The sequence below is a fragment of the Nonomuraea sp. NPDC052634 genome, assembly GCF_040678535.1.
GTDB lineage: Bacteria > Actinomycetota > Actinomycetes > Streptosporangiales > Streptosporangiaceae > Nonomuraea > Nonomuraea fastidiosa.
The window spans coordinates 79909-92562 of sequence record NZ_JBFATY010000002.1; the positions used below are offsets into that span (position 1 = coordinate 79909).

A 12654-nucleotide genomic window follows, 5' to 3' on the forward strand; every position below is an offset into this window, starting at 1 on the left:
GCCATCCCTCATCAGAACCAGCAATAGCGGGGTGGGCGCGGCGACCGCCGGCCAAGAAGTGCCCGTATCCAGGCGGGCCATCCCTCATCAGAACCAGCAATAGCGGGGCGGGCGAGGCGACCGCCGGCCAAGAAGTGCCCGTATCCAGGCGGGCCATCCCTCATCAGAACCGGCAATAGCGGGGCGGGCGCGGCGACCGCCGGCCAAGAAGTGCCCGTGTCGGGGCCGGGCCGTCATCTCGCGAGTGGCCGTGGTGGGGTGCCTGCTCGTACGGACAAGCACCCCAGCCCGGGCGACAGCCTTCAGACCGACAGGTCTCGCAGCGCCGTGTAGAACGCGTGGTGCCGCTTCAGCTCCTGCTCCACCGGCTCCACCACCATGGTGGAGGATACGGCGGCGACTCGGCGGCGCATCTCGCGTTCGAGGCGTTCGCGTTCCCGCGATGCCCCCAGCTCGACGAAGTTGCGGGAGGCGATGCCGGACAGCGCGCCGAGCCCCAGGACGGACGCCGTCATGAGCCCCACCCACGGCAGCGTCGCGCTGTCGCCGAGCCACTCCAGCGACTGCGGCAGCCGGTCAGGCATGAGCAGCCCGACCGCCAGCCAGGCGAGCCCGGCCACGAACGCCACCACCAGCAGGTACTGCCACACCTTCAGCAGCCACCACCAGACCGGTACGCGGTCGAGCTGCGGCGCCACCTCGGCGAGGTCGTCGGTGAGCTTCTTCGGGAGGTCTCGGGAACGCGACCGCGCCGCCTTGTAGACGGCCGTGCGCCACACCGGGTGCATGCTCGCCGACAGACCGTCGGCCAGCGCCTGCACCGCGTTGGCGACCTCGGCCGACTGCGCGGAGACCGAGGTGGCGCTGATACCGCGGATCTCCTGCGCGATGTCGTTGAGCTTGAGGCTCTTCAGCGGGTCGGCACGGAACTTCGCCACCCACCGCGGGTACGGCCAGCCGACGTAGCGGTTCGACCGTTCTGCGTACATGTTCTCCATGGCCTCGCCCACGGCCGGCACGCCCACGGCGTCGCACAGCGCGTCGGTGAGCCCCATGCGGCGGGCCTCGTCGACCGAGGACGGCACCGACAGGGCCTCGCCCAGCGGCATGGCCTGGCTGAGCTTCTGCTCGAGCCGCTGCAGGTCGGCTTCGAGCTTCTGGATGGCGGCGCGGCGCCGGGCGACCGCGGTGGCGATCACGCTCTTGAGGCTTTCGATGCCGCGTCCGGTGACGGCCGAGGTCGGTACGACGCTCGGGTGCTCGACGCCCTCCTTGCGCAGCAGGTCGTTGAGGTCGATGACCAGCTCGGCCAGCTCTTCGGTGGTCAGCCGGTCGGCCTGGTTGAGCGCGAACACGGTGACCGCGTCGTGCCCGGCCAGCTCGGTGACGTAGCGGCGGTGGGTGGAGGCGTCGGCGTACTTCTGCGGGTCGAGCACCCACACCACCAGGTCGGCGAGCCCGATGAGCCGGTCGGCCTCGGTGTCGGTGAGCGCTCTGATCGAGTCGTGGTCGGGCAGGTCGAGCAGGATCAGCCCGTGCAGCTGGCTGTCGCCCTTGTCGAGCGCGCTCGCCCGGGAGAAGCGGTGCCGCCACTGGATCTGCAGCCAGTCGAGCAGCGGGCCAGAGCCGTCGAGCCCCCACACGCAGGCGTGGGTACGGGCGGTGGTGGGGCGGCGTACGCCGGTGGGCGACAGCTCAAGCCCCGAGATGGCGTTGAACAGCGACGACTTGCCGCTGCCCGTGCCGCCCGCGAGGGCGACGACGGTGTGCTCCGACGACAGCTTGAGCCGGTCGCCGGCGCGCGACAGCAGCGCCTTGGCCTCCTCGAGCAGCTTCGGATCGAGCCGCCCTCTTCCATGCTCAACCACCTTGGCGAGCGCGGACAACCTCTGGGCGAGCCGAGGCCGGGTGGTCGTGGTCGTGGTGGTCATCGAGCGACCTCGAGATTGTACGTTGCCTGATAGAGGCGGGTTGCGACGGACTCATCCGGTATGCCGGCGGAGTCGAGCGCCTTCACGTAACGCATGGCCTCCTCATCGAAGAGCATGCCGATCCTGGCCCGCAGATCACTGAACGCCTTGGTGCCGATGCCGCGCAGGGACTCGGCGCCGAGCAGGGCGTTCACCAGCCGGTGCGGCACGCCCTCGCCGTTGCCCCCGCTGAACATGGCCACCATGAAGATCAGGGCCAGCGACTCGGGATCGAATGAGACGATCTTCGACACCGAACGCTTGGCCACGCCCTCCGTGCGTACCAGCTCGCCCAGGTGATCCTGCCAGGACGCGATGGCCCGGCCCGCGTGGCGTACGAGATCGTCCGACGGCCTGTCGAGGTCCTCCCCGAGCTTGGCCCCCAGCTCCGAACGGTGCCGCCAGCGCGCCGCCACCTCCTTCGACGCCCGGTTGGCCGCGGCGACGATCACCGATTCGAGCCCCGACCTGATCGCCGCCTTGAACGCGAGCACCCGCTCCGGCGCCTGCTTGGCCGCCCGGCCCTTCCTGCGCAGGTGCAGCGCCCGCATCAGGTCACCGGACCCGGCGAAGTCCTGCCAGCGCGCCAGCACCTCGCCGTGCAGCAGCGAGCCGTTCTTCGACGCGGCGTCGATGTCGCGCATCGCGCCCGTGAACGCCGTCTCGACGTCGCTGCGCAGCTCCGCCCTGAGCGCGGCCTGCGCCTCAAGGTGCTTGGCCAGCGCGGGCACGCGGGTGCGGAAGCTGTTGAGCACGCCGTTCAGCGTCTCGCGTACGGCCTGCGCCCGCCGCGCCTCGTCCACCGACAGCTCCGCGAGCCACAGCCGCAGCTCCGTCACCTCGCTGTCGGGCAGCCTGCCGTCGGTCACCTTCGACTCGTGGATGACGAACCGCTCGATCTCGCCGAGGCCGTACTCGGTCAGCATGCGGACGAAGTGCTTCAGCACCACGTCCGCCGACTTCTCCGGCACCCGCGACAGCACGATGGCCATCCGCGCGCCGCGCTCCTTGGCCAGGCGCAGCACATTCCAGGCCGGGGCGTCGGCGTAACGGGCGGCCGTCGTCACGAAGATCCACAGGTCGGCGGCGTCGAGCATGCGGCGGGCGATCTCGTGGTGCTCCTCGACCACCGAGTCGATGTCGGGGGTGTCGAGCAGCGCCACGCCCTGCGGCAGCTTCTCCGTCGGGACGATGACCACGCTGTCCAGGCCCGCGTCGGGGGCCGGCTTGTCGAGCCGCCGCAGGCCGCCCAGCAGCTCGCCCTCGGCGAACCACTTGTGGTCCTCCGGATGGCAGACCAGCACCGGGACGCCGGTCGTCGGGCGGCGTACGCCCGTACGCGAGACGTTCTTCTCGGCCAGGCTGTTGACCAGCGTGGACTTGCCCGCGCCGGTCGAGCCCGCGACCACGATGAGCGCCGGGGCCGTGCTGGTCTTGATCCTTGGGACGACGTAGTTCTCCAGCTGGGCCAGCAGTGCCTGCTGCGCCTGCCGCGCCTCGGCCGAACCCGGGAGGTCTTCGCAGAAGCGCACGTCGGCGACGGTCTCGCGGAGGGCGTTCAGTGCCGAGGTGAGCGCTTCGACCGTCTCGGGCGGCAGCTCCTCCACACGCTCGCCGGGACCCGGCGGCGACACCTCCGGCCAGGAGTCGTCGCTCTCCTGCGCCTCGGTCTCCTGCGCCTCGGTCTCCTGTGCCGCTGCTTCCGGTACGCCGGTCGCCTCCTCGGCCTGCGCCTCGCCCGCTGCGGCCGGCTCCTTGTCGTCTACGGTCTCGGCCTCGTCTTCCGCGCGCTCGTCCGAGCCCGGCTCCGCGTCCGAGCCCGGCTCCGCGTCCGAGCCCGGCTCCGCGCCGGAGACCGGCTGCTCCGCTGCGTCCGCCGGCTCGCCGGAGTCCGGCTCGCCCCGGCCTTCCGGCTCGTCCTGAGACTGAGGCGCGACGCTCTCGCCGGTCTCCGATGTTCCGGGTTCGTCCGTACGTACGGAAGCATCGGTCTCCTGAACGGGCGCGGCGGCGTCCCCGGCGTCGTCCTGCCGCAGCACGGCCGGCTTCTCGAACAGCGAAGGACGCCCCGAAGGCGGCGCGGGCGCGCCGGAGGCGGGCCCGGCGGCCGGAGTGTCGATCGACGGGAACGACGGCCAGTCGATCGACGGCATGGACGGCGCGTCCGTGGACGGAAACGACGGCCCGTCGGTGGACGGCCGCTCGCCGGGCGGTGCGGGCTGACGCAGCGCGGCCGGCTTCTCGAACAACGAAGGGCGTCCCGAAGGCGGCTCGGGCTGCTGATCGACCTTGCGCGCCGGACGGAACGCCCACGAGGTCCCGTCATCGGACGCCGAGCGACTTTCCGCTGCGGGGCGGCTCTCACCGCCGCCTCCGGTACGGGGCGTTCCAGGCGGCCCGTCGCCGGACGGCGTACGGGGGCCGCGAGCCGCGGTGGCCGACCGGCCTGGCGCCGGTGGCGGGAACTCCGCTGAAGGGCTGTCGGTCGTAGAGGGGTCTTGCAGCACGGCTGGCTTTTCGAAGAGCGAAGGTCTGGGGGAAGAAGGTTGTTCGGAGAGCGAACGGGGGCCGCCAGGTTGCCCGCCGGACGCCGGCTTGCTGCTTTCGGCCTCGGCGCTCGGGCCCGGCGCGGCTCCGCTGAGCGCACCCAGCTCGGTGTCAACCGGCAGGCCGGCCGCGGCGACTTTGGCGAGCACGTCGGCCACCTCGGCCTTGAGGCCACCGCGGGCTTCTGCGCCGCCTTTCGAAGGCGCCTCGCGCTCCGAGGAAGCGGCGTCTTCGGTCTCATCGGCCCGGCCGGTCCCGGTCTCGCCGGAATCAGCCGCCGCCGCGCCTTCGGCAGCGGACGTCACGGCCTCCGGCGCGGGGCCGGCGCTCTCGGGTGCGGGCTCGGCTGACTCGCCGTCCGGGGCGGGCTGGGCGGTGCCTTCGCTCGCGCTCGCTGCGGGTGCCTCCGCTGCCGGCTCGTCGTCCAGAACGTCGCCCGGCACCCTCGGCTTGCCGGGTCCGGGCGACTCGGAATCCGCCGGCTCGGGCGTGTCCGCGGACCCGCCCGCGCCCTGGCCGGGGGTGGTGTCGTCGTGGACCTCGGAGAGATCCTCGTCGGTCACCGGGCGGAAGCTCACTGTCTGCTCCCCGGGCGACTCGGGCCGCCCGTCATCCATGGCCGTGTTCACGGCAAGCGCTCCGCTCGAACCATCTCGACCTCCTGGCCGATCCTCACGACGTCGCCGACGATGACGATCGCCGGCGGCCGGATCCCAGCCGCGGACACGCGGTCGGCCACGGTGGAAAGCGAAGCGGTGACCGCCCGCTGGGTCGGAAGGGTACCGTCCTGCACCACCATTACGGGAGTCTCCGGCGAACGTCCGTCACGGATGAGCGCTTCTGCGACCTTCGGGAGGCGTTCGAGGGCCATCAGCAACACCAGCGTGCCCTGGGAACGCGCCAGTGCGGGCCAGTCGACGGTGGAGCGGGGATCGTCGGGTGCGACGTGTACGGAGATGACGTGGAACTCCTGGCTCACCCCGCGATGGGTGACGGGCACGCCGGCCGCGGCGGGCACGGCGACGGCGCTGGTGAGGCCGGGCACGATGGTCACCGGGATGCCGGCTTCGGCGCAGGCGATGAGCTCTTCGCCGCCCCGCCCGAACACGAACGAGTCGCCGCCCTTGAGCCGGACCACGAACTTGCCCTGCCTGGCGCGATCCACGAGCAGCTCGTTGATGGTCTCCTGGGGCAGCGAGCGGCCGTAGGGGACCTTGGCGGCGTCGATCAGCTCGACGTCGGGGGCGAGCTCGTCGAGCAGCGCGCGGGGCGCGAGGCGGTCGGCGACGACGACGTCGGCCTGGGCGAGGAGCTGGCGTCCGCGCACGGTGATGAGGCCGGGGTCGCCGGGGCCGCCGCCGACGAGGGCGACGCCGACGGGTTTGGTGCGGTTTCGCCGGGCGTCGACAGTGCCGTCGCGCAGCGCGCCGACGACGGCGTCGCGGATGCCGGCTGCCCTGCGCGGGTCGCCGCCCGCGGTGACGGCCACGCTGATCTCGTCGACCCGTCCGGTGGCGGGGGTCCAGGCGGCGGAGGCGTCTTTGTCATCGGCGCGCACGCACCACACGCGCTTGGCCTCCGCCTCGGCGGCGACCGCCGTGTTGACCGATCGGTCGTCGGTGCACGCCTGTACGAGCCAGGCCCCGTCGCAGTCGCCGACCTCGTAGGGCCGGGCGTGCCACGTGACCCTTCCCGCGGCGATCAGGTCGTCGAGCGCCGGTGTGACGGACGGCGAGACGACCGTGACCTCCGCACCGGCCTCTAGCAGCGCGGGCACCCGGCGCTGGGCGACGCGGCCGCCGCCAACGACGAGAACCCGGCGGCCGGAAAGCCGCAGGCCGAGGAGGTAGGGACCCATGGGGGGAATCTCCCGTTCGCGAAGGTTGTGTTAAGAGGTAAACCTACCGGCTTCGCCTGTGTCATTTGCTGCGCACACGTTAACGACCGTTGTTGCGATCCCCGCGCCTCTCCTGCGAGGCCCGCCTTCATCGTGACCACGGCGTCCGGCCATCGCTGTCAGGGTCCCAGGATAACCCGCCTCCGCAGGTGAGCACCGGTGTCCACAGAATCGCGCCGCAGCCCCACAACGCGGCGTCCGGGAACGCGGCCGATCTCGCCCATCGCGCGACGAGCGGGGAAACCGCACCGCCCAGCTCATCGCGCGACATCCGGGGAAGCCGCACAGCGTCCCTCACCGCGCGACATCCGGGGAAGCCGCACAACCTCCCCCATCGCTGCGGCGTCCCCGGGGAGGCCGCGCAGCCTCCCCGGTCACGGCCCCGTCCAGGTCCCTGAGGTCACACCTGCTTCTCGGTCACCCCCGCCGAGTCGAACGTCGCCACCTCGTGCAGCACCCGTACCGCCGCGCACACCGTCGGGTGCGCGAGCAGCCCGCCCGTGCCCTCGCCGAGCCGCAGCTCCAGGTCCATGATCGGGCGGAGCCCGAGGTGCTCGAGCGCGGCGCCGTGCCCGGGCTCCGCGGAACGGTGGCCGGCCACGCAGTGGTCGGTCACGGCCGGGTCGAGCGCGGCGGAGACGAGCGCGGCGGCGCCGGAGATGACGCCGTCGAGGATGACCGGCACGCGCAGGGCGGCCCCGCCGAGGATGAAGCCCGCGATGGCGGCGTGCTCGAACCCGCCGACGGCGGCGAGCGCCCGCAGCGACTCGCTGGGCGAGGAGGCCACGCCGGCGAGCGCGTGCGTACGCATGGCCTGGCGGACGATGCCGACCTTCAGCTCGTACGTCTCGTCGTCGATGCCGGTGCCCCGCCCGGTCACCTCGCCGGGGTCCCTGCCGGTGAAGGCGGAGACGAGAGCGGCCGATGCGGTGGTGTTGGCGATGCCCATGTCGCCGGTGATGAGGCAGCGGGCGCCGTCGGCGACGAGGTCCTTGGCCACCTGGATGCCCACCTCCAGCCCTCTGACGGCCTGGTCGACGGTCATGGCGGGGCCCTGCGACAGGTCGGCGGTGCCGTACGCGATCTTGCGGTTGACGAGGCCGGGCGCGTCGGGCAGGTCGGCCGCGACGCCGACGTCCACCACCGTCACCGACGCGCCCGCCTGGGCGGCGAAGGCGTTGGCGACCGCGCCGCCGTTCAGGAAGTTGGCGACCATCTGCACGGTCACCTCCTGCGGCCACGGGCTGACGCCGCGCGCGTGCACGCCGTGGTCGGCGGCGAAGATGGCCAGGGCGGCCGGCTCGGGCATGGGCGGCGGGCTGACGCCTGCCGCGCCCGCCAGACGGATCGCGACCTCTTCAAGCGCGCCGAGGGAGCCGCGCGGCTTGGTGAGGCGGTCGTGGTGTGCGCGGGCGTCCGCGAGCGCCTGCGGGTCGGCGGGCCGGATGGCGGAGAGCGTCTCGGCGAGCACGAAAAACCTCCACTTACGGGACGAGTTGGAGTGCTTCCTCGTATCGGTCGATGACGACGTCGGCGAGGGTTTCGCAGTCGCCGATCACCTCGGCGCAGCGGATGTCGAGATCGGGGTGCCCGGCGCCGTACGCCAGCGCCTGCGCCCACACGCGCTCCAGCAGCCCGCCGGCGAACAGCAGGTAGGGCACCACGATGACGCGCTTGGCGCCCAGCCGGCGGCAGCGTTCGAGCCCGCCGGGCACGCCGGGCGGGGTGACCGAGACGAACGCGGTCTCGACGGTCATGAAGTCGTAGGCGTGCGTCTCCCAGAACAGCCGGGAGACGCGGTGGACGTCGGCGTTGGCGGTGGCGTCGGTCGAGCCCTCGCCGACCAGGACGACGGCGGTCTCGCCCGGCTCGACGTGGGCGTGCGGGTCCTCCGACGGCGAGGAGTCGACGGCGCGCAGCCGGGGCCGCGCGCCCGCCAGCTCCAGCGAGCGCGGCCTGGAGATCTCGGTGGCCGCCTCGTTGAGCCGCTCGGCCAGCAGGGCGAGCACGCGCGGGTCCGGGCCGAGGGGGCGGCCGTAGTCGCAGACCAGCGTGGGGTGGCGCTGCTGCTCCAGGGCCATCGCGGCGGAGAACTCCTCGCCCATCCTGCTCAGGCTCAGCGGCAGCGCGACGAGCCTGTGGTGCCCCCTGGCGACCAGGGAGGCGACGGAGTCGCTCAGCCGGGGTGTGGCCCGCTCGAGGTAGCCACCCGAGACGTCGGCGCCGGTCTGGTCGAGGCGGCAGCGCAGGCGGTGTACGAACCTGCCGAACTCGGCGGCGTAGGCGTCGTCCTGGGAGCCCTGCCCGATCAGCAGGAGCGGTGGCTTCATCGTGGGGGAATCTCCGGTGCGGTGGACAAAGACACGCGAGGATAACCGATGGGCGCCGGTAGGGAACAGGTCACGCTGTGTGGGCGGGCCTCGCGTGCACGACGAAGACGGGATCCGCGGGGGTCAGGCCGTGCGCGCCGTCGGGTTCGACGCTGAGCCTCGACGCCAGGATCTGCGTGCCCTCGCCTCGGTAGCCCTGCTCGCGCAGCCGGTCGAGCACGGCGGGCACCTGCTCGACCTTGCGCAGCGCGCAGACGAGCGTGCGCGGCCGCCTGGCGGCGCAGGCGTCGATCACGTCGAGACCGCCGCCGCCGACGAAGACGGCGTCGGGGTCGGGCAGCGGCTCCAGGGCGGGCGGCGCCTGCCCTCTGGTGAGAGCCACTTTCACGCCGTGCGCGAGCACGGTGCGGCGCAGCTCGGCGCAGCGGGCCTCGTCCCGTTCGACGGCCACGACGGCCGCGCCGAGCCTGGCGCACTCGACGGCGATCTGGCCGACGCCCGCGCCGACGTCCCAGACCAGGTCGCCGAGGCGCGGCCCCAGTTTGGCCAGCACGTACGCCCTGACCTCCGGCGGCATGACGTCGTCGCCGAAGGTCAGCGCCCATTCCCGCGGCCCCGGCTGGGCGCCCGCCGCCCAGCCGCGTTCCCCGGGCCGGTGCAGCGGGTCGATGACGAGCACCACCTGGGGGTCCTTCCACGGCCGGGTGGTGGCCTCGCCCATGCGGCTGTGGGTGACGCGCTCGTCGGGGCCGCCGAGGTCCTCGCAGACGATCAGGGCGCGCGGCGTGGTGGGCGCCAGCTCCCTGGCGATCTCGGCGGGGCCGACGCCGGGCGCGACGAGCAGGGCGACCTTGGGGTGCGCGCGGCAGGCGTTGACCACGCGGGCGAGCTGCTCGGGGCCTGACGGCGCGACGACCAGCGCGTCATCCCAGTGCAGCCCGGCACCGGCGAAGGCCCGGCCGACGAGCGACGTGGCGGGCAGGACGTCCGGTTTGAGCCCGTGTGCGCGCAGTTCGCGTACGACGCCGAAGAAGCCGGGATCGCCGGGCGCGAGCACGACCGCGGGCCCTTCGCCGTGTTCGAGATGGTCGTCGATGGTCTGCAGCAGCGCGCCGTCTCCTGCGGTCGCCGCGTTCAGCTTGAGCCGCCCGAGAATGGCGTCGGGGCCGATGACGAGCCCCGCCTCGTGCAGCTTGGTCACCGCCTTGGCCGACAGCTCGGATCCGTCCCAGCCGACAACCGTGATCATGCGCCTCACCGTCCTCAATTCAAGGGTGACGGCTGCGGAGGGGTTTCACAAAGGGTGGCGAGGTCAGTCCGCCGTGCCTTCAGGCCAGGTCCGAGGGGATGAGACTGTAGACGATCAGGTCCTCGCCGGCCAGGGACGAGCGGGCGATGCCCTCGCGGACGAAGCCGGCCTTCTCGGCGACCCGCTGGGACGCGGTGTTGACGGTGGCGGCGCGGAGCTGGAGCCGGGCGAAGCCGTGCCGGTCGAACAGCCAGCGCGCGATGGCCCGCACGGCCTCGGCGGCGTAGCCGTTGCCGCGGGCCCAGGGCGCGGTCATGTAGCCGACCTCGGCGGTCCTGTTGTGCCAGTCGAGGTCGCGCAGGTCGACGTTGACCGCATACCGGCCGGTGGTGAGCTCCTCGGCGGTCCAGGCGATGCCGAGGCCGCGGATGCGCTGGCGTTCGGCGTGCGCGATGTAGGCGCGGGCGTGCTCCTCGGTGTAGCCGCGCGGGACGCCGGTGAGCTCCTGGGTGACCGGGTCGGCGCCGGTGGCCGCCAGGTACGGCGCGTCGCGCGGCTCTTGGGGGCGCAGCCGCAGCCGCGGGGTGAGCAGGTCGTCCTTGGGCAGCATGGGGCCTGGTGCTGGGCTGTCGGTGCGCAGCAGGCCGAAGACCACGAGGTCGTGGGTGCCGTCGTCGTCCAGCACGCCGTCGCGGATGACGCCTTCCCAGGTGAAGCCAGCTTTGCGGGCGACGGCGAGCGAGGCGAGGTTGTCCAGGTTCGCGGTCAGCTCGATACGGCGCAGCCCGACCGTCTCGAACGCCCACTTCGTCAGCCCGCGCACCGCCTCGGTGGCGAAGCCGCGGCCCCGGTAGAGCGGGTGCACGCCGTAGCCGACCTCGGTGGTTCCGGTGCTCCACGAGGTCTTGAACAGGCTGATCGCGCCGACGATGAGCCCTTCGGCGTCGGTCATGGCCAGGTGGATGCCCTGCCCGCTGCGGCGCAGCTCGTGGACGCCGTGCCGCAGCCAGTGGTCGACTCCGCCGGTCTTGACGGGCGCGCCGGGCGGCAGGAACCGCGCCCCGGAGGCGACGATCTTGCGGATCCTGGGCGCGTCCTCGGGGCGGAACGGCCGCAGCGTCAGCCGTGCCGTAGAGATGCGCACATCGGGGTCGAACACGCTCGGCAGGGTACACAGCCGCGATGTTTGCCCACGAAAGCGGGGGTAGGGGCCGGGCTTGGAAGGAGTGTGGGAACCATGGAACGTGGGAGCGACAAGCACGGCCCGCGCCTGGACGAGCAGCAGAAGCACGAGACCGAGGGCATGGTGCGCGGCGGCGGCACGACGCACGCCGAGGAGTGGAGGGAGCCCGAGGCCATGTCGTCGTCCGGCGAGGAGACCCCGTCGTACGCGCCCGGCCACGCGCCCGGGGTCCCGCAGGGCATGACTCCGCATGACGTGGACGTCCGCAGCGATCTGGCCAAGTGGCTCAGCGACACCCACTGGCCGGCCTCCAAGAGCGAGCTGCTGGACCGCGCCCGGCGTGAAGGCGCTCCCGATCCCGTGCTCGACATGGTGGAGTCCCTGCCCGACCGCGACTACAGAAACATGGCCGACATCGCCAAGGCCCTGGGCCTCGGCGTGGAGCAGCGGAGGTTCTGAACCGTGCGGCTCGACTTCATCCGCCACCTGTACGACCGTCCCGGCCCGTACGCGTCGGTCTACCTGGGCGCGCTCACCGTCGCCGAGCGCAAGGCCCACTGGCGCAGCGTCCGCGACCGGCTCGATCACGACGTCGACGAGGCCACGATGGACGCCTTGGAGGAGGAGGCGCTGCAGGCGGCGGCCGGGCGGGCGCTGTTCGCCACGGACGGTTCGGTGGTGCTCGCCGAGTCGCTGGAGGAGCCGCCGTCGGAGCTGGTGACCTACACGCCACTGCCGCACGTGACGCCGATGCTGATGCGGCGCGGTGAGAACGTGCGGCACATCCGGGTCATCGTGGACCATGCGGGGGCCGAGGTGACCGTGTTCGGCGAGGGCGCGCCGCGCCGTACGACGGTGCAGGGCGAGTCGTGGCCGCTGCAGAAGACCTCGCAGGGCGGCTGGTCGCAGCGCCGCTACGAGCGGGCCGTCGAGGAGACCTGGGAGAAGAACGCGGTGGCCGTGGCCCAGGAGATCGACGAGCAGGTGCGCAGGATCGGCGCCGAGCTGGTGCTGGTGGCCGGGCAGCCGAGGTCGCGCGCGTTCCTGCTGCGGCATCTCAGCACGCAGGCGGCCGATCGGGTGACGATCGTCGAGCACGGCAGCCGTGAGGACCACGGCCAGTTCGAGCGGGACGTGGAGCGCGCGCTCGACGAGTGGCTCGCGCGCCGCTGCGCCGAGCTGCTCGAACGCCACCAGGAGACGGACGCGCCCACCGGGCCGTGCCGGGTGTCGAAGGCGCTGCGCGAGGGCCGCGTGCACGCGGTGCTGATGCCCGGCGAGGTGCCCGCGCCCGTCTGGGTCGGCGAGGCCGGCACCCAGGTGGGCACCGACCCCAACGAACTGCGCCACTGGGGTGTGGCGGAGCCGGTGCGCGAGCGCGCCGACTCCGCGCTGATCAGGGCGGCCGCGATGACGGACGCCGAGGTGTGGTTCACCGACGCCGTGGACGACGTCGCGGCGGTGCTCAGGTACTGACG

General features: G+C 72.8%; 9 protein-coding genes. 2 read left to right on the top strand and 7 right to left on the bottom strand.

Features of this window, described 5'->3' with window-relative positions:
* Positions 1-302: 302 nt before the first annotated feature.
* The 7 genes from AB0K67_RS13040 to AB0K67_RS13070 form a co-directional block, all read right to left on the bottom strand.
* Entirely contained in the window at positions 303-1931 is a 1629-nt protein-coding gene (locus AB0K67_RS13040; RefSeq protein ID WP_364057852.1) for a GTP-binding protein, read from the bottom strand.
* A complete protein-coding gene (locus tag AB0K67_RS13045; RefSeq protein ID WP_364057855.1) occupies positions 1928-5080 on the bottom strand; it encodes a dynamin family protein in 3153 nt (1050 codons plus the stop codon). The genes AB0K67_RS13040 and AB0K67_RS13045 overlap by 4 nt, the downstream gene beginning before the upstream one ends.
* Positions 5081-5142: 62 nt before the next feature.
* Positions 5143-6375 carry a uroporphyrinogen-III C-methyltransferase gene (gene cobA / locus AB0K67_RS13050; protein ID WP_364057858.1) on the bottom strand — a complete coding sequence of 411 codons (1233 nt, stop codon included), beginning with the start codon at positions 6373-6375 and terminating at the stop codon, positions 5143-5145.
* A 439-nt stretch (positions 6376-6814) separates the two neighbouring features.
* Entirely contained in the window at positions 6815-7885 is a 1071-nt protein-coding gene (gene cobT, locus AB0K67_RS13055; protein ID WP_364057861.1) for a nicotinate-nucleotide--dimethylbenzimidazole phosphoribosyltransferase, read from the bottom strand.
* A gap of 13 nt (positions 7886-7898) precedes the next feature.
* Positions 7899-8744 carry a sirohydrochlorin chelatase gene (locus AB0K67_RS13060; RefSeq protein ID WP_364057864.1) on the bottom strand — a complete coding sequence of 282 codons (846 nt, stop codon included), beginning with the start codon at positions 8742-8744 and terminating at the stop codon, positions 7899-7901.
* A 70-nt stretch (positions 8745-8814) separates the two neighbouring features.
* Positions 8815-9993, bottom strand: coding sequence for an SAM-dependent methyltransferase (locus tag AB0K67_RS13065; RefSeq protein WP_364057867.1), 1179 nt, complete (start codon positions 9991-9993; stop codon positions 8815-8817).
* A 79-nt stretch (positions 9994-10072) separates the two neighbouring features.
* Positions 10073-11152: a GNAT family N-acetyltransferase gene (locus AB0K67_RS13070; RefSeq protein WP_364057870.1), complete on the bottom strand. Its 1080-nt coding sequence runs from the start codon at positions 11150-11152 to the stop codon at positions 10073-10075.
* A gap of 78 nt (positions 11153-11230) precedes the next feature.
* Between AB0K67_RS13070 and AB0K67_RS13075 the strand changes: the two genes are divergently transcribed.
* Both AB0K67_RS13075 and AB0K67_RS13080 read left to right on the top strand, forming a co-directional pair.
* On the top strand, positions 11231-11635 hold the full coding sequence (locus AB0K67_RS13075; protein ID WP_364057873.1) for a DUF2795 domain-containing protein: 405 nt from the start codon (positions 11231-11233) through the stop codon (positions 11633-11635).
* 3 nt (positions 11636-11638) lie between these two features.
* Positions 11639-12652, top strand: a complete 1014-nt coding sequence (locus tag AB0K67_RS13080) for a Vms1/Ankzf1 family peptidyl-tRNA hydrolase (RefSeq protein ID WP_364057876.1) — start codon at positions 11639-11641, stop codon at positions 12650-12652.
* Positions 12653-12654: the final 2 nt, after the last annotated feature.

What these genes read in the sequence shown, in the direction of transcription:
- AB0K67_RS13040 (WP_364057852.1), bottom strand. Translation starts at nt 1,931, where the DNA reads ATGACCACCACGACCACGACCACCCGGCCTCGGCTCGCCCAGAGGTTG.
- cobA (WP_364057858.1), bottom strand. Translation starts at nt 6,375, where the DNA reads ATGGGTCCCTACCTCCTCGGCCTGCGGCTTTCCGGCCGCCGGGTTCTC.
- AB0K67_RS13060 (WP_364057864.1), bottom strand. Translation starts at nt 8,744, where the DNA reads ATGAAGCCACCGCTCCTGCTGATCGGGCAGGGCTCCCAGGACGACGCC.
- AB0K67_RS13065 (WP_364057867.1), bottom strand. Translation starts at nt 9,993, where the DNA reads ATGATCACGGTTGTCGGCTGGGACGGATCCGAGCTGTCGGCCAAGGCG.
- AB0K67_RS13075 (WP_364057873.1), top strand. Translation starts at nt 11,231, where the DNA reads ATGGAACGTGGGAGCGACAAGCACGGCCCGCGCCTGGACGAGCAGCAG.